Genomic DNA, 17,412 nt, shown 5'->3' on the forward strand with positions numbered 1-17,412 from the left:
TGTGTTAAGTTATTAATTCAACCTTAAGTTAGCTAGAAATTTAGACGTGAAACTTGATTTTGATCAAATTTGAATAGAGTAAAATATAAGCTGATTATCAAGGGTTTAACAAATGAGACGCTGAGTTGTTAATGTATGGTTTTGTGAATATGTAATTGCGTGACACTTTCAGTATTTTTATTAAAAGGGATAATGAGACAATGCAATAAAATAACAAATAAAAGCGGCACTTAACGCACCGCTCTTACTTGGTAAAACTTATAGACTCACAATGAGGCTCTGTTTATTACCAATTCACAGGATGAACGGCATCGACACCACTCGTTTTACCTTCAGCATGACAAGTTGCACAGCTTTCACTACCGGGTACATAGCTGCCTCTGGTGTCATTAGCTGCACCGCCGTTAGCACGTATATGGGCGACTAATGAATCTTTGGTACCGTGACAGCTCACACATGTCGACGCAATCGGTGAAAACTCAACAGGGCCTAAAATAGAGTCTGTTGATGGTGTTGCGACCATAGCGCTCAATCCGTCCATCTTTAACTGACCTTTATCATGACATACAGCGCAGTTGCCATAATGTTCAGGGAAAGTGACTGGATCTTGGCTTGAGCGCTTACTGGCATGGTGAGCGTGAATACGTACTTTAAAGTCAATATGATCAACAATTGATTTTGAATCAGCGCCTGAACGTGTCGGGTTATGACACATCTGACATTCGCCTTCAAAGTTGCTGTAACTGCCACTGTGTTTGAAATCGATACCAAATTTACCGATAAACTTCTCATCATGGCAATTGGCACAGGTTTCGTTACTAACGACCACTCTTCTAGCCATCACACTGTCATCCCCATTGAGATTGAAAGCGATTAGCTCGCCAGTGATCACCGCAGGGTTAATTGACTCGTCGGTGCCAGTACCACAGACAACGCCCATTAAACTATCTCTGTCGACACACATCTTAGTCGAGATAACACCTGTTGCTGCTTGGCTGGCATCGGGGGTTAGTGACGTAGCTATTGTGTATCGATACACCCCATCACTGACGGTGGTAGGCGTGAGTGAACGCAAGTCTACTTTTTGAGTTCCTGTGCCAAAGTCTATCTCATTACCAAAACCAAAATAGATGGCGCTTAGAGAGATGCGAGCATCCGCATCTGGGCTCATTACAGTAGATGTAAGTGATGAATCTATAAATACGACATCAAACGTGATCATACCTGTGTCAATGGAGACAGAATCAGCCAGTAAAGTGGCAGAGTAAGCATCTTTAGCATTATCTTTAGCAATCGCATCTGTCATATGATGACCAGCACCTTCTTGGCCTTGATCGGCGTGACAGGTGCTACAGCTATGATCTGGCATGTACTTATCATGCATCTCATCTTTAATCACTGCAGGGTCGGTAGAATCAGAATGGCATGAGCCACAAGCAAGCGCTCTGTGGTGCTTAAAGTTGGCGGCATCTGCGGGTGCGGCTTCTCCTTCCATGTGGCACGTACGGCAATCATACATATCGGCAGGGAAGGTCACATCTTGGTAGTCATGGACTGAGCCACCGTATCCGACCATAAAGTATTGCGCCTTGTGGATCTTATGCACCATATAGCCCATGTCGATAGGCGCGCCAGTTTCTGGGTCGCCTGCATAGCTGGTATGACACATTTGGCAATTTTCGATGGCGTATCGTTTTGAACCATGCATTATCAATTTAGGTGCCCATGCATGGCCATAATCATCACTGTGGCATCGTAAACAAGAGTCTTCTAAAAACTCCACGGTGCGCGTTGCTTCACCACTTACCATTTCACCCGATGAAGGTAAGAAATCATAGTGGGTATTAACCAGTTTATTGATGTCACCATCGGCACGCATTTCCATCGTGACTCTGTGAGTCAAGCTGTCATCAAAGGTAAGGTCTAAATCTCCTACAGGCTCAATCGAGTTAAGGTTAAGCTGAAAGGTATAGCTATATTCACCCGCAGAGACTTTCTCTACACACTCTTGTTTACAACTTCCTTCTAGAGATGGCTGGATTTGAGGACCTGCCAGCTCTTCATATCCAGCAGGGATATTCTCTGCCACTGGCTCAACCATATTATTGATATAGCTGATCCACTGAGGTGTTTTATATCCTTTACCGCTTTGAGGAAGTAACTTGGCTACGCCCATCGCTAAGGTGTCGACGCCTTCATAGGTATCAAAATCTGTTATTGCTACGCCATTGGCGTTCTCAACGCTGAAATTGACTGTTACGACGCCATCAACAACGGCAACGGCGCTAATATTGGTCACGAGTTCATTGGCTTGACTAACAGAGAAGCCGACTTCTCCATCTTGGCCATCTTCACCGTCTTTACCATCACTTCCACAGCCGAGTAGTAGGGCAGAGCAGGTCAGTGCAATAACGCTTAGCTTCGAACCTTTTGTTTTGATATCCATAATTTGCGTTCCATTTTCTATACATCATCTCAGGTTGAGACATTCACTCTTTTTATGTGGCAGAGTTTGTTGAATGTCTCACACGTATTACTGATCCTTGGTTACTTGATTGGGTGAACAGCCAGTACATCGGCGGTTGCACCTTGTCCATGACAGGTTGCACAACTTTCTGTCCCAGCGATTGCATCTTCCTCGGTGCCCATAAATACCGCGCCTTGTTGGATCATATGATTACTGGCACTGGAATGACAATCACTGCAAATGGCTGCCGTAGCACTGGTAAATGTACCGTCGTCAAGTGACAGAGGCTGAACCGCACTATTTAATGGTAGCGCCGCGGTTAAGACTCCTGCGTCGCTATTGGTATGACATTGAGCACAGTTGCCAATTTGACCTGGGTAAGTGAGATCTTCATAGCCTTCGCGTTGTGAGCTATGTAAACCATGAATGAGATGTTTAAAGTCTGCGGTGGCTATTGATGGGTTCGCAGCACTGGCATCCGCCATCATATTATTGTTATGGCATAGCTGACATTGTTGCTCTAGATCGTTGCGACTGCCATGGAAATTGAGGGCTTGATCGCCATGACAACTTCCGCATGTCTCATTGGTTACGACGACACGTCTACCCTCAGTAGATAGTGCAGATTGATTGAAGAACTGATGGGAAGATTTGATATTAACCGTCGAGAAGCTCTCATCTGAACAATCGCCTAACTCTCCATCGGAACTACAAATTTTACCTTGCACGGCTAGGGCACCATGATCAGTTTCACTGCCAACCGGAATGGTTAGACCCGCTATCTCATAAGTATAGGTCCCCTCTTTACCAGATACTGGTGGTGTGTCCTGTAGCTTTATTGATTTAGCTGAGCGAGTAGCATAATCAAAGCTCGTTCCCCAGTTTGCAACAATGCGCAGATCATCGACAAAGCTGAGCTTATCGGCGCTATCAGCATAGACTTCACCTGATGTAGGATTACTTAGCTTAATACTGAAGGTGACATTTGTACCTGAAAGGCTCGCAGAGATTATCTCAGCATTAAACTGAGCTAATGCTTCAACATCGCCGCCATCATTATGAACATTCATAGTCCATTGCGAATTATGGCAGGCGACACAATTGCTGTTGTCTGCTTGAGCAGGATGTCCTTCGCCAGCTGGGAAGTTAATATCTGTATGACATGAACCACAGGCTTCCATGCCCGGCACTCGCGCCCAATTCATGTTCTCAGTCAATGTTTCATCAGCGACATGACAGGTTTGGCAATCAGCTAGAGAACCTGGGAAACCTGTAAGATGTTTAGCATGTATCATCTGTGGGAAGATATTGTCATTACTGCTAACTTTGCCTTCACTGTGACAGGTCACACAGGTTTCGACTTCATTGTACTTGCTGCCATGGAAAGCCAGATCGTCGTGGCAAGTATTACATGTCTCCATAACGATTAAATTACGTGTGTATGCAGCTTCACCCGAATCTTGCCAATCGAAATGTTGGTTGGTCGTTGGTAGCACGGTTCCGTCGGGTAGGCTATCTCCGCCAATTTTTATAACTATGCGCTGAGTCGCGCCAGACATATAGCTCATCTCATTCATGCCATCGAAAGTGGCACTAAAGGTATAGCTGTATTTGCCATTTTTATGATCGACAAGCTCACCGGTACACGAAGAGCTACAGCTCTCAGAAGTAAAATATTGCCATTGACTGCTGTTTCCGGCATTAGTGAAACCTTGAGGAAGCAGCTGTGCCGCAATATAGGTTGAACTCGGTATGCCGACAACGGGCTCGTCGTCTTGGTTGCTTACACGATAATTAATGGTCGCTATACCATTATTGAGTGCAACGTCATCAACCTCAACGATAAGTGAGGCAATGTCAGAGGCTGGGGGGCCTCCTGGTTCTCCAGGATTGCCTGGTTCACCATCATCGCTACCACAAGCAGCGACGAGTGCGGCTAACGTCATTAGCGATACACTTTTTTTGCTAAGCATAGATTTAATATTTGTTATTAATTTCATCATCTCTTCCTTGGAATACACTCACACCGGACTTTCCAAAAAACGGTTAATTTTTTTTATGTCTATAGAACAACTATTTGTTAAAGCTGGTAACTTAATGTCAGTCCAAAATAATGGGCACTGTAGTCGTGGCTTAAATCTCCGAATGTCAGCACATTAGGGATCGTGCTCATGCTAACGTCCTGATCACTCCAGTCTGCATCTTGATATTGCTCAAATATCCAGTCGAGACGAATAGCCATCGATTCACTAAATTGATAATCGGCAAATGCATTGACGTTATGGCTTGTTGAGAAGTAATCGCCGTAGGGCGTTACCAATCCTTGTTTAACTTCTGTATCACTTTGGCCATCCGAATAGTTGTAATCTATCCCCAGTGATAATTTCTTATCCACTAAGTTTTGGTACAGCATGCCTAAGCCAAGGATTGTCGATTGTTCATCTACATTTGCATACCAGTTTGCTGTACTAAAGTTGCTACTGCCTGCTTGGTCGCTATCACGCCAATCTTGATTGAAAAAAGCGTTAAAGCTGAGGTCTTCATTGGCTAGGTATTGCCCTGAGATGTCATAGCCAGAAGTGTCAATGTTAGTGAGCCCTATCTGTGTATCGGTATAATCTTCTTGGCTAAAATGTAGATTTGCGGAAGTAGAGAATGTATCAGAGCCTGTGTAATTGGCTGATAGTTTATATTCTTGACGTTCTCTATCTGCAAGATAGCTTTTTCTGAGTAAAGGGTTACTTAGGCTGTCTGTTCGAGTAACGGGTTTATATTCACTGCCACTTCGGTCTTGTGCTTTTGCTTTAAATGCAAAGGACCAAGCTTGGGAAGCTCGATAGCTTAAGCGACCATAAATACTAGATTCATGCAGTGTTTCTCTATCTAAATCACTGTAGTTGTTATGATCATAGTCGTAACCCACATCGAAATAGACATTACGGGTAAATCTGTATTTAGCGGCAAGTTTTGCCTTTTGACGGGTGCGGTCATATTCTGGATTAGCAGCAGTGCCTGAAAAATAGCTGTCAGTGATAACCTGAGGGTGATCATTAATCTCTGTTTTATTATCTCTGTCTCTATAGTCATAGCTGGCACGTAAGCTTAATTCACTGGTGATTCGGCCAGAATACTTAATGGTCATTTCAATCATATCGACTTGACCATCCAGGTTAACAGCAGGCAAGTCAGGAGAGGGGCCGTTAATCGTTGCAGGGAGAAAGGCTTGATCTTGAGTGAAACGGCTAAAACCTGTGTGCATTAGGATCTGTTGTCCATTAGCACCAAACTGAGCATTACCAGCAACACGGTAAGCTTTATTATCAGGGGCTGTAGCACTTTGTCCCGCATAGGCCGCACCAAAGGTTGGGGTAAATGCTGAATCCCAGTTTAATGCATTGTGATCGTTATTATATTGACTGAGCATGGTATCAATACCTGCGAGCCATCCATCGCCACTGAAGTAGATTTTAGCGCCTAAATTATCGATTGAATCGTCGATAGGTTGTGCCAACATGGCACTGTTTGTGAGTATGTTCCCACTGAAGGTACGTTTTCCTGAGCGTGCTTCGTGCTGATAATCCAGCTCTGCTTTATAGAAGTTACCTTTATAATGTGCATCTAGTGAAAATCGGTCACGCTGGGTCATTAGCTCAGCGGGTTTAGCGTTGTCGGCTAGTGTCGCCATCTGCCCGGTTGTGGCACCAGTTTGCCAATCTTGGGGAAGGACCATGGCATCACTTTTAACCCTATAAGGTGTCATAGCCTTGTCAGTATCGTAATTTGCGATACCACGATACCCTAAAGCGATTTGATACTGACCAGGTTTGCCTGTGGTCAGTGTTGCACTGCCATTGTCATAACCTAGCTTGTCCGCTTCAATTTTTGTTTGGTAACCAGATTCATTTTTCAGTGTGACATCGGCATCTAAGTGGCCGACGAGTCCGTCTGTGTCAGTTCCCGTAGTATTACCGAAGTGGCTATCTGAACCATCATTATAAGCAACACCTACACCGATACTCCCCGCTGCTTCTGTAGAGACCTTACAGCGCTTACACTCCCATTTATCAAGTTTTAAGCTGGTACGATTGACTTGTGCTAGGCTGTATCCGTCTGCCATAGCAGGCGAAAATACACTACTAATAGCCATGGCCACTAAGCTTATTGATACAGAGTGATTCGCTAGGGCTTTCATTGTATTACTCTTCATTACCTTGCTCCCTATTAGCGCTGCAGTAGCTTGCCGGATGGATGATTTGAACCATGCACTTGGCTGTGGCAGTTCATACAAGATTGCCCCGCGTTGAAGGCATTTTTTTGATTGGCAAACACGGCATTGGATGCGTGCCCATCTGATGCATGGCAGCTCTGACAAAGCTGAGGAGGTTTACTAATGAGCATCGCTTCATTCACACTGCCATGTGGATTATGGCAATTAGCACAATTGTCAGTGACAGGAGAGTGCTCCCAAAGTTTTGGCCCACGCTTCTCGGCATGACATGAATAACAGTTTTCATTCACGCTCATCTGCTTAAGGTTTGAGTCACTTAAACTTCCATGGGGGTTGTGACAATCACTACAAACCATCTGTTGCCACTTTAGCGGGTGAGAAGAGCGCTTATGAATATCGGCTTTTTGTTGTGTATGACATGAGGTGCAAACTTCGACTTCAGTTCTGCGGTTACTAATTGGATCGTCCCCAGTGTGGACTGAGTGACAGCTCGCGCAACTCACATCGGCATTGTCATGGTGATTGCCACTCCATGCCATTCGTTGCTCATCATTGTGACAGCTCATACAGACACTATTTTGTTTTTGCGCCGGTACTGGAGAGTTAGCGCCAAAGGTGATCATCGGTTCTTTTCCCCCTCGGTTGTGTTTACCGAGTGGTCCATGACAAGCTTCACACTGAAGATCTGCCATAGGAGAGCCTTGCACGTTTGCATGACCATGTACGCCGTCAAATAGTGCCATCACTTCGGCACTTTTTCTGTGGCACATTAGGCAGGTATCTGCGCCTTTGGATGAATATTTACCTTCGGCAAATTTTTGGTCAAGAATAGCTTCTACTTCAGCTGGGTCTTTATCATCCCAAGGAGCAGCTATTATGTTTAAACTGAATACTGTTAATAAAAATAACAGGCAAGCCAAAGCCTTGCTGTTTGTCCAAGCAGATCCCATGTTCATCATCACACATCCTGAGCGCAGTTAAGCTAATAATTGTTATATTAGTAATCATCTAATTTACCAATGCATAATAATAGAACATTTAAGTGACAAATGAGTAACAAGCGCGAATAAATTAACGGGTAAAGAGTGATGATTCTGAAGGATAAAACTTGAAGTGTGATCTAGATCACCGTCGGGGTGTGGGGAAAACATGATTTTTACTAAAGTAATAACTATTCGTATTTGAGTTCTTGCTAAATTTAATTAATCACAATCATTTATTAGTTGAGACTTTTGTCACATAATAAGGAATACAATTGAAAACTATTATCGTTTCGAATGCGAAAGATTGATCTAGGTAAAGTTATTCTTTTTTTTCCTCCGTTAAAATTAGTTCAAGTTTAAGAATTATTAAAACCTGTTGAAGGTATAAAAGCATAATGAAATTAAGCGATTTAAACCCTGGCGATCACGCCACTATTTCTGAAGTAGGTCAATTAGATTTGCCTTCTGTAGTTAAACGTAAATTACTCTCTATGGGTATCACCCCAAATACCTCTTTTCATGTGATACGAAAAGCGCCGATGGGATCTGGCTTAGAGCTAGATATCCGAGGCAGTCGATTATGTATGCGCCGTGATCTTGCAGACATAATTGATGTGGACAAAGTGAGTGTTTTAAATCTAGAGGTGGAGAAAACGAATGGCTAAGCAGTTTCATTGTGTCACAGTGGGTAACCCTAATGCGGGTAAATCGACACTTTTTAATGCCCTTACTGGTGCTAATCAACAGGTAGGTAACTGGTCAGGTGTGACGGTTGAGAAAAAAACCGGTCAATTTGCACTTAATGGTACCGATGTTTCTCTTACTGATCTTCCAGGTATCTATGATCTTTTACCTGCGGGTAATAGTTGTGACTGCTCTTTGGATGAGCAGATCGCGCAACAGTTTCTCGCAGAACAACAAGTTGACGGCATCATTAACCTTGTTGATGCGACTAATATAGAAAGACACCTCTACTTAACGGTTCAGCTCCGTGAGCTTGGCATTCCAATGGTTGTCGTGCTTAACAAAATAGATGCTGCGAAAAAACATGGCATTGAAGTTGATGTTGAACAGATGAGTAATACGTTGGGCTGCCCAGTCGTCGCAGTCTGTTCTCGTGAAGAGGGTGATATAGATAAAGTTAAGTCTCAGGTTATTGCTCTTCTCGAAGGGCGTGTTTCAGAAGAGCCCTTAGTGCTCAATTACGATCAAGACATTGAGAAAGGTGTCATTAATTTATTGGCAAGTGACGCTAATCTTAGTCGTGGCCGTGCTCTGGCGATGTTAGCCAACGGCATAGGATGTGGTCAGTGTAAAAATAGCCAGATGCAATCTGAAGTCAATCAATGTTCAGAGTCGATAGCAAGACAGGGCAAAGATATTGAAATTATGGTTGCCACCACACGCTTTGATTTTGTCCAAAACGTTTTTAACTCGTCTGTATCTGCAAATGGCGCAGAAACCATGAGTGATAAGTTAGACAAGGTCATACTGCATCCAGTCGCAGGCGTGCCTGTTTTCCTATTCGTCATGTATTTGATGTTCATGTTCAGCATCAACGTTGGCAGCTCGTTTATCGATTTCTTTGATATGACCGCAGGTGCTATTTTTGTTGATTACCTAGGCGCATTGATGTCTAGCCTAGGCTCTCCGACATGGCTGGTGACTATCATTGCTGGTGGTGTTGGCCAAGGTATTCAGACTGTTGCAACCTTTATTCCTGTTATCGCTGCACTTTTCTTGGCACTTTCAGTGCTTGAAGGCTCTGGTTACATGGCGCGTGCAGCTTTTGTGGTAGATGGGTTAATGCGACGCATAGGTTTACCCGGTAAAGCGTTTGTTCCTATGATTGTTGGTTTTGGCTGTTCAGTGCCTGCTATTATGGCCACCCGTACTCTAGGCAGTGAGCGTGAGCGTATCGTTACCGGCATGATGGCGCCGTTTATGTCATGTGGTGCACGTCTTCCCGTGTATGCATTATTTGCCGCCGCATTCTTCCCTGAGTCTGGACAGAACTTGGTATTCTTGCTTTACATTATTGGTGTATTAGCTGCTGTAGGAACAGGGCTTCTGCTTCGCTCAACCGTACTGCCAGGTTCTAGCAGTGCTGTAGTCATGGAGCTTCCAAGCTATGAGAAACCTAAATTCAAAACAGTAATGAACCGTACAGGTAAGCGTACTAAGAGCTTTATTCTTGGTGCAGGTAAAACAATTGTTATCGTCGTGACTTTATTAAACTTCGTCAATGCTATTGGTATTGACGGTACGTTTGGTCATGAAGATAGTTCTGAATCTGTACTCAGTGTAGCGAGTCAAAAAATAACGCCTTTATTTGCACCAATGGGCGTAGAGCAAGACAACTGGCCGGCAACCGTAGGTATTATTACGGGTATTTTTGCTAAGGAAGCGGTAGTTGGAACGCTAAATAGCTTATACAGCACTCCAGCTGGTGAAGATGAAGAGCTTGCGCCTTTCATTGAAACGCTAAACGAGGCATTGGCAACAATCCCTGAGAACTTGCTAGGTATTCAGGTTAATGATCCCCTTGGGCTTGATGTGGGCGATGTGACTTCACTTCAAACCGCCTCTGAAGAGCTTGAGGTTGATAGTTCAACGTTTACAGCACTTCAAGCTGGTTTCACTGGTATTGCAGCTGCATTTGCCTACTTATTGTTTATTCTGTTGTATACGCCATGTGTGGCGGCTATGGGCGCACTTGTTGGTGAGTTTGGTGGGCGTTGGGCGGCATTTGCAGGGGTTTGGACTTTTGCATTAGCTTATGGCACTGCAACTATCTTTTATCAAGTTGCCACATTTAGTGCTCATCCTGTGAGCTCTTCACTTTGGATTGGCTTCTTCTTGAGTGCTCTCGCTATATTCTATATTTGGCTCAAACTGAAAGCGAAACGCACAGAGATGCAGACATTGAATGTCAAAGTGATCACCGATTGATAAGGCTATTGATTGTTAAAAAAGCAGCGATTATTCGCTGCTTTTTTGTTTTATGAGGCTTTGTCGGGATTTTTTACTATTCAGCCGTTGTATCTCGCTCTGAGATAGTGGATCATCCTTCTAATTACATCAAATATTACCAACCTTGGCTGGTTTACCAATGAGTAAACTATCCTAGGTTGCTAGCGTTCTCTAAGAGGAATTCCATGAGTCAAGTGGACAGCGAAGTTCGTCCCAGTAACTTCATTCGTAACATCATAGATGAAGATTTAGAAAGTGGTAAGCATACCAGTGTGCATACCCGCTTTCCGCCTGAGCCAAATGGCTTTCTTCATATCGGACATGCAAAATCTATTTGCTTGAATTTCGGTATAGCTAAGGATTACAAGGGCCAGTGTAACTTACGCTTTGATGATACTAATCCTGAAAAAGAAGATATCGATTATGTTCATTCAATTCAGAACGACGTAAAGTGGCTCGGTTTTGAGTGGTCAGGGGATATTCGTTACTCCTCTAACTATTTCGATCAGCTACATCAATATGCTGTAGAGCTGATCACTAAGGGCTTAGCCTATGTCTGCTTCTTAAATAGTGAAGAAACTCGTGAGTATCGCGGTACCTTGAAAGCACCGGGTAAAAACAGTCCTTACCGTGATACATCAGCGGCTGAAAACCTTGAGCTGTTTGAGAAGATGCGCAAGGGTGAGTTCAAAGAGGGTGAATGTTCACTTAGAGCTAAGATCGATATGGCATCGTCTTTCATGTGTATGCGCGATCCTATCATCTACCGTATTCGCTTCGTTCATCATCATCAAACGGCTGATAAATGGTGCATCTACCCAATGTACGATTTTACCCACTGTATCTCGGATGCCATCGAGAATATCAGTCACTCTTTATGTACATTAGAGTTCCAGGACAACCGTCGTCTGTACGACTGGGTGCTGGACCATTTAGACGACTTTCAGGCGCCTAACAGAACTCGCCAATATGAGTTTTCTAGGCTCAACCTTGAATACACCTTGATGTCAAAGCGTAAGCTGAATGATTTAGTGACACGTGATCTGGTCAATGGTTGGGACGATGCGCGTATGCCAACAATCGCAGGCCTACGTCGTCGCGGTTATACGGCCGCATCAATTCGTGAATTTTGTTTACGTATCGGCGTAACAAAGCAAGATAATATGGTTGAAGTAGCCATGTTAGATGCCTGTATTCGTGAAGAATTAAACGATAATGCTCCACGTGCCATGGCTGTGATCAATCCGGTTAAAGTGATTATCGAAAACTACCCTGAAGGGCAGGTTGAGACTTTAAATGCACCGATTCACCCAAGCAAAGAAGAGATGGGTAAACGTGAAGTCATATTTGGTCGCGAGCTGTTTATCGATGCCGATGACTTCCGTGAAGAAGCGAACAAGAAGTATAAGCGTCTTGTGCAAGGTAAAGAGGTCCGCCTACGTAACGCCTATGTCATTAAAGCTGAACGCTGTGACAAGGATGCAGAAGGTAACATCACCACTATCTATTGTACTTATGATGATGAGACATTAGGTGTAAATCCATCTGATGGTCGTAAAGTGAAAGGTGTTATTCATTGGGTTGAAGCGACTTCTGCCAAACCTGCTGAATTCCGTATTTATAACCGACTATTTATTGATGCAAACCCTGCAGCGGCAGAGACTGTTGATGAAGTCATAAACCCTGACTCTCTAGTCGTGAAGCAAGGTTTCGTTGAAGCCAGTCTTGTGAGTGCTGCTCCTGAAAAAGCCTATCAGTTTGAGCGTGAAGGTTACTTCTGTGCAGACAGCAAAGATTCAACGTCCGACAACTTAGTCTTCAACTTAACGGTAGCACTACGAGATTCGTCTCAGTAGTTATTAGCTGACGTAAAATTGATGCATTAAAAAGGCTTTAGGTTTCCCTAAAGCCTTTTTTGTTATCCTAGTTTCCTAGTTTCCTAGTTTCCTAGTTTCCTAGTTTCCTAGTTTCCTAGTTTCCTAGTTTCCTAGTTTCCTAGTTTCCTAGTTTCCTAGTTTCCTAGTTTCCTAGTTTCCTAGTTTCTATTGATACATAGGGCCGAAACCCATACTCCATAAAATCACGCTCGATGCCATCAAGGCAACCAGCAGTACCAAGCCTGCTGTAACGACAGAGCTTGCATAGATAAAGCCCTTCTCTTCAGGAATATTCATGATGATAGGCACGCCTGTGTATAGCAGGTAGACTGAATATGCGAGTCCAATTAATCCTATAACCATCACGAACCAGACTGCAGGATAAAGTGCCGCTAAACCAACCATAAATAGTGGCGTTGCAGTATATGAAGCTAGCTCTAGTGCTTGAGTATAGCTAGGATCTGCATCAAAGGTTTTTGCCATCCAAAAAGCAAGATACGCTAGAGCAAATACCCCAGCGATGAGCCCAAAGTACATGCCTCCGGACATCAAGAGTGCACTTTCTTGTGTCAGGAAGAGTCGATCGCCAACACCTAAGTCCCATCCCAGTTCAGTAGCAGCGATGAAGGTACAGATCACTGGGATCAATGCAACGAGTAAAATATGGCTAAGGCTACTCTTTAGCGCTTCGTGATTTTGTTCAATCGTGTGCCACTCTTCTTTTGGATGAGTGTAGAGTCCCATTAAGTGATTTAATATCATTATAATTATCCTTGTTTAGCTTTAATCTTTTGCTCGCCAAACTTCAGACGAGCCTAAATGCCTATTGGTCTAATTCCCAAAGACCTTACGGCTCACGATACCCAACACCAATCAATGCCCTGTTAATCCATTTAAAATTGTTTCGGTATAAGTTTATTTATTGAACAAAACTACATGTTAGTCAAGCTCATATTGGCTAACTTGTTAAATATTTGTTTCGTGACTTGTGTCTGCGGCATATTGATCTAGCTCAAGTTACGGGGACAATGGTGGAAATACAGCAATTTGCTTGCAAATAGGCTCCTTACTAAGAAGGAGTCGATGATAGAATATCTAGCTATAAAGTCTGATAAATAATTATTTCGAGAATAGCACTCATGCAGCAATTGTTAGCTCCGATCCATGCCTTTTTAGGATGTGAAACACCAGACGCTTGGATTGAGGTGGCCAAAAGGCCAGAAAGTCTAACCAACTTACTTATTGATCACTGTAATTGTGAGTTAAAAGCTGCACAAACAGCCATGTCTCTTATTAGAAAGTACGCGGTAGATAAAGAAAGTGCTCAACTATTGCTAGCATGGGCCAAACCTTATGAAGAATTTATCTATCAAAAAGACAGAAATATTGAAAGCTTCTTATCCCGTGACAGCAAAAAAAATGACTTCGCAGGAGAGTTAGTTGCTAAACCTGGTTTTGAGCATGCTGCTGATTTGATCAGTAAAATGGTTAGGTTGATTAAAGAAGAGTTCCATCATTTTGAGCAAGTGCTTGAGATAATGCATAAGCGTGATATCCCTTATCAGAACATAACTGCTGGGCGATATGCTAAGGGTATGATGAAGCAAGTCAGAACCCACGAGCCAGCGGCATTGGTGGATAAACTCATTATTGGCGCTTTTATTGAAGCGAGATCTTGCGAACGTTTCGCAAAACTTGCACCCTATTTAGATAATGAGCTAAATCGATTTTACGTTTCCTTACTACGCTCTGAAGCTAGGCATTATCAAGACTATTTAGTGTTAGCTGAAATGGTACAAAGTTCAGCTATGACAAAGAAAAGTATCCCTGTGAATGAACGTGTTGAGATTATTCGTCATGCAGAAGCAGCACTTATCTTATCTAGTGATCCTGAGTTTAAATTCCACAGTGGCGCACCTGAAGTCTGATGTTGTTGCTAAAAGCCAGTAATGACTTAGCTAAATAGTGACAAGGTCATTACTGGGCTTGGAAGGGGAGGTTAGTTAATTCTAGATTATCTTTCGACACGCTAAGTACGCTACCTTGCTCGTACCAGTCACCAACAACAATTCGAAGTTTCTCAATGCCTGCCTGATTTTGTCCTAAATGATGAATATCTGGCCTATGGGTATGGCCGTGGATCATCTGTGTTGCGTCGCATCGATTCATTAGTTGACCGACAGCTGGATTCTCAACATCCATGATGGTGTTACTTTTGTTTACATTACTCGCCTGACTCTTAGCGCGTATGTTATTCGCGATATTTTGGCGAGTGCTTTTAGGAAGGTGTGAATATATCCACTTAACAACTGGGTTATTTCTGAAACGCCTGAATCTTTGATAGGACTTATCGAGTGTGCACAGGCTATCGCCGTGAAGGATCACAGTTGCAGTGCCATATAGGTCGAGGATATGGACTTCAGGCAATAAGGTCATGCCGGATCGCGTCGTATATTGGCTGCCAATCAGGAAATCTCGATTCCCATGGATGTAATAGATAGGGAGCTTTTTTGAGATGCCATGGAGCTTATCGGCTAACTCATTTGCGAAGGGCTCGGCAATATCGTCACCAATCCAGACTTCAAATAGGTCGCCAAGGATATAAAGAGCTTCTGCATCATCGAGTTGGGTATCGAGAAACTGATTGAAGGCTCGAGTAATATCAGGGCGATCTGCAGAGAGATGCAGATCGCCTATAAAAAGTGTGCGCATTAAGCTGCTTTACTCGCCAATGGTCACTTTTTCGATAATCACAGCTTCTAGAGGCACATCTTGATGCATCCCCTTGTTGCCTGTGCTTACCGCTTTAATCTTATTGACTACGTCCATGCCTGCACTGATTTTACCAAATACGCAGTAACCCCAGCCCTGTGCGGTCTCTGACTTGAAATCCAGGAAGGTATTGTCACTGATGTTGATGAAGAATTGGGCTGTAGCCGAATGAGGATCTGATGTTCTGGCCATGGCCACAGTGCCGATTACGTTTGATAAACCATTGCTTGCTTCGTTCTTGATGGTTTCACTGCAACGCTTCTGCTCCATATCTTCTGTGAAGCCGCCGCCTTGAACCATGAAACCATCGATAACGCGGTGAAATACCGTACCGTCATAGAAGCCTTCTTTAGCATATTTGATAAAGTTTTCGGCGGTTAACGGTGCTTTTTCTGTTTCGAGTTCCAGGGTGATTTCACCGTGGTTAGTATGAAGAGTGATCATGTTTTGATTCTCACTAAGTTTAGCAATAAGAAATTGTGGCAAGATTCTATCGTAATTGCCATTTCGCATAAAGAGCTAGTCGCTAATTTGCTTAAAGAGAATAAAAAATTGAATGCCAGAGCACTAGTGGTTAAAACTCATCCACATGCTAGATAAAAAGCTAAGTTTCATGGAGGGAGTCACGTAAAACAGATGGAAGCAACACGGGGGCAATGTTAAACTGTTTGACCAATTTTTATTGTTTTTTCGTTGAAGAGAATAGCGATGTTGAAGTTATACAACAGTCTGACCCGCCAAAAAGAGGAATTCAAACCATTACAGCCAGGAAAAATTGGTATGTATGTGTGTGGGATCACCATCTATGACTTATGTCATATCGGTCACGGTCGTACTTTTGTCTCTTTCGATATGATTGTCAGATACTTGAGATATTCAGGTTATGAGGTGAACTTTCAGCGAAACATTACCGATGTCGATGACAAGATCATCAAGCGTGCGGCTGAGAATAACGAATCTTGTGAGTCTTTGACTGAGCGCTTAATCGGTGAAATGCATCGAGATTTCGATGCATTAAACATGAAACGTCCGGATTTTGAGCCTAGAGCCACGCTGCATATGCCAGAAATTATCGATATGGTTGAGAAACTTATCGAGAAAGAGCATGCCTATGTTTCTGATAATGGTGACGTATTATTTAGTGTGTCATCTTTCCCTGAGTATGGTCGTCTTTCTGGTCAAAACATTGACCAGCTACAAGCCGGTGCTCGCGTCGAAGTCGAAGATACTAAGCGTGACCCAATGGATTTTGTATTGTGGAAGATGTCAAAACCGGGAGAGCCTACTTGGGAGTCTCCATGGGGACCGGGTCGTCCAGGATGGCATATCGAATGCTCGGCGATGAATAGTAAACATCTTGGTGAGCATTTTGACATACATGGTGGCGGCTCAGATCTACAATTTCCTCATCATGAGAATGAAATAGCGCAATCTTGCTGTGCCCATGACACGCCATACGTGAATTATTGGATGCACACAGGTATGGTCATGATCGACAAAGAGAAGATGTCTAAATCATTGAACAACTTCTTCACCATTCGTGATGTACTTAAGCATTATGATGCGACAACGATCCGTTACTTCTTGTTGTCGGGTCATTATCGTAGTCAGCTTAACTATTCAGAAGATAACTTAAAGCAAGCGAAGTCAGCGCTAGAGCGGCTTTATACTTCATTAAAAGGACTCGACCTTTCTGTTGCTGCTGCACCTGCTGAAGAGTATGTAGCTAAGTTTAAAAGTGCAATGGATGATGATTTCAATACACCAGAGGCTTATTCGGTACTTTTTGAGATGGTGCGTGAGATAAATCGTTTGAAAGAGGTTGATAGTGCTAAAGCATCTGCGCTTGCAGTTAAGCTTAAAGAGCTTGCTGAAGTATTAGGCCTACTGGAGCAAGATGTCGATACCTTCTTCAAAGGCGAAGGTAGCGATGATGAAGTGGCTCAAATTGAGGCCTTGATCGTCGAGCGTAATCGCGCTCGTGCCGAGAAAGACTGGCCAGCTGCTGATATCGCACGTGATGGCTTAAATGCCTTGGGCGTCATCTTAGAAGATGGTCCAAGCGGAACCACTTGGCGTAAGAAGTAAAAATTACTCTTTCCCATAAAAAAG

The 17,412-nt window shown here is 43.4% G+C and carries 12 protein-coding genes; 5 read left to right on the forward strand and 7 right to left on the reverse strand.

The features are described from left to right. Positions 1–286 precede the first annotated feature (286 nt). From FM038_RS07485 to FM038_RS07500, 4 genes are all read right to left on the reverse strand, one after another. Positions 287–2,446 (reverse strand): OmcA/MtrC family decaheme c-type cytochrome, encoded by a 2,160-nt coding sequence (locus FM038_RS07485; protein WP_142872664.1) that lies wholly within the window; start codon positions 2,444–2,446, stop codon positions 287–289. A 101-nt stretch (positions 2,447–2,547) separates the two neighbouring features. Continuing rightward, the gene (locus tag FM038_RS07490; protein WP_419555640.1) at positions 2,548–4,440 is read right to left on the reverse strand and encodes an OmcA/MtrC family decaheme c-type cytochrome; all 1,893 of its coding nucleotides are present in this window, start codon (positions 4,438–4,440) and stop codon (positions 2,548–2,550) included. Positions 4,441–4,547: 107 nt separating this feature from the next. Further along, on the reverse strand, positions 4,548–6,674 hold the full coding sequence (locus tag FM038_RS07495) for an MtrB/PioB family decaheme-associated outer membrane protein (protein WP_223293020.1): 2,127 nt from the start codon (positions 6,672–6,674) through the stop codon (positions 4,548–4,550). A 14-nt stretch (positions 6,675–6,688) separates the two neighbouring features. Next, complete coding sequence (locus tag FM038_RS07500) at positions 6,689–7,651, reverse strand: DmsE family decaheme c-type cytochrome (protein ID WP_185965790.1); 963 nt, start codon at positions 7,649–7,651, stop codon at positions 6,689–6,691. Positions 7,652–8,073: 422 nt separating this feature from the next. Between FM038_RS07500 and FM038_RS07505 the strand changes: the two genes are divergently transcribed. The 3 genes from FM038_RS07505 (at position 8,074) to glnS (ending at position 12,507) form a co-directional block, all read left to right on the forward strand. After that, positions 8,074–8,343 (forward strand): FeoA family protein, encoded by a 270-nt coding sequence (locus FM038_RS07505; protein WP_142872667.1) that lies wholly within the window; start codon positions 8,074–8,076, stop codon positions 8,341–8,343. Further along, positions 8,336–10,630, forward strand: a complete 2,295-nt coding sequence (feoB, locus tag FM038_RS07510) for a Fe(2+) transporter permease subunit FeoB (protein ID WP_142872668.1) — start codon at positions 8,336–8,338, stop codon at positions 10,628–10,630. The genes FM038_RS07505 and feoB overlap by 8 nt, the downstream gene beginning before the upstream one ends. A 206-nt stretch (positions 10,631–10,836) precedes the next feature. Further along, positions 10,837–12,507, forward strand: a complete 1,671-nt coding sequence (glnS, locus tag FM038_RS07515; protein WP_142872669.1) for a glutamine--tRNA ligase — start codon at positions 10,837–10,839, stop codon at positions 12,505–12,507. 186 nt (positions 12,508–12,693) lie between these two features. On the opposite strand, the gene FM038_RS07520 is transcribed toward glnS, so the two are convergent. After that, positions 12,694–13,290, reverse strand: coding sequence for a Yip1 family protein (locus tag FM038_RS07520; protein WP_142872670.1), 597 nt, complete (start codon positions 13,288–13,290; stop codon positions 12,694–12,696). A gap of 377 nt (positions 13,291–13,667) precedes the next feature. Here FM038_RS07520 and miaE point away from each other — a divergent pair, with 377 nt between their 5' ends. Continuing rightward, complete coding sequence (miaE, locus tag FM038_RS07525) at positions 13,668–14,456, forward strand: tRNA isopentenyl-2-thiomethyl-A-37 hydroxylase MiaE (RefSeq protein WP_142872671.1); 789 nt, start codon at positions 13,668–13,670, stop codon at positions 14,454–14,456. Between the two features lie 49 nt (positions 14,457–14,505). On the opposite strand, the gene FM038_RS07530 is transcribed toward miaE, so the two are convergent. After that, positions 14,506–15,240: a UDP-2,3-diacylglucosamine diphosphatase gene (locus FM038_RS07530; protein WP_142872672.1), complete on the reverse strand. Its 735-nt coding sequence runs from the start codon at positions 15,238–15,240 to the stop codon at positions 14,506–14,508. A 9-nt stretch (positions 15,241–15,249) separates the two neighbouring features. Beyond that, entirely contained in the window at positions 15,250–15,744 is a 495-nt protein-coding gene (locus FM038_RS07535; protein ID WP_142872673.1) for a peptidylprolyl isomerase, read from the reverse strand. Between the two features lie 264 nt (positions 15,745–16,008). Here FM038_RS07535 and cysS point away from each other — a divergent pair, with 264 nt between their 5' ends. Then, the gene (cysS, locus tag FM038_RS07540) at positions 16,009–17,388 is read left to right on the forward strand and encodes a cysteine--tRNA ligase (RefSeq protein WP_142872674.1); all 1,380 of its coding nucleotides are present in this window, start codon (positions 16,009–16,011) and stop codon (positions 17,386–17,388) included. Positions 17,389–17,412: the final 24 nt, after the last annotated feature.

Origin of the sequence: Shewanella eurypsychrophilus (assembly GCF_007004545.3) — a bacterium.
Taxonomy (GTDB): domain Bacteria; phylum Pseudomonadota; class Gammaproteobacteria; order Enterobacterales; family Shewanellaceae; genus Shewanella; species Shewanella eurypsychrophilus.

What these genes read in the sequence shown, in the direction of transcription:
- feoB (WP_142872668.1), top strand. Translation starts at nt 8,336, where the DNA reads ATGGCTAAGCAGTTTCATTGTGTCACAGTGGGTAACCCTAATGCGGGT.
- miaE (WP_142872671.1), top strand. Translation starts at nt 13,668, where the DNA reads ATGCAGCAATTGTTAGCTCCGATCCATGCCTTTTTAGGATGTGAAACA.
- glnS (WP_142872669.1), top strand. Translation starts at nt 10,837, where the DNA reads ATGAGTCAAGTGGACAGCGAAGTTCGTCCCAGTAACTTCATTCGTAAC.
- FM038_RS07500 (WP_185965790.1), bottom strand. Translation starts at nt 7,651, where the DNA reads ATGAACATGGGATCTGCTTGGACAAACAGCAAGGCTTTGGCTTGCCTG.
- FM038_RS07520 (WP_142872670.1), bottom strand. Translation starts at nt 13,290, where the DNA reads ATGATATTAAATCACTTAATGGGACTCTACACTCATCCAAAAGAAGAG.
- FM038_RS07495 (WP_223293020.1), bottom strand. Translation starts at nt 6,674, where the DNA reads ATGAAGAGTAATACAATGAAAGCCCTAGCGAATCACTCTGTATCAATA.
- FM038_RS07485 (WP_142872664.1), bottom strand. Translation starts at nt 2,446, where the DNA reads ATGGATATCAAAACAAAAGGTTCGAAGCTAAGCGTTATTGCACTGACC.
- FM038_RS07505 (WP_142872667.1), top strand. Translation starts at nt 8,074, where the DNA reads ATGAAATTAAGCGATTTAAACCCTGGCGATCACGCCACTATTTCTGAA.
- FM038_RS07490 (WP_419555640.1), bottom strand. Translation starts at nt 4,440, where the DNA reads ATGCTTAGCAAAAAAAGTGTATCGCTAATGACGTTAGCCGCACTCGTC.
- cysS (WP_142872674.1), top strand. Translation starts at nt 16,009, where the DNA reads ATGTTGAAGTTATACAACAGTCTGACCCGCCAAAAAGAGGAATTCAAA.
- FM038_RS07530 (WP_142872672.1), bottom strand. Translation starts at nt 15,240, where the DNA reads ATGCGCACACTTTTTATAGGCGATCTGCATCTCTCTGCAGATCGCCCT.
- FM038_RS07535 (WP_142872673.1), bottom strand. Translation starts at nt 15,744, where the DNA reads ATGATCACTCTTCATACTAACCACGGTGAAATCACCCTGGAACTCGAA.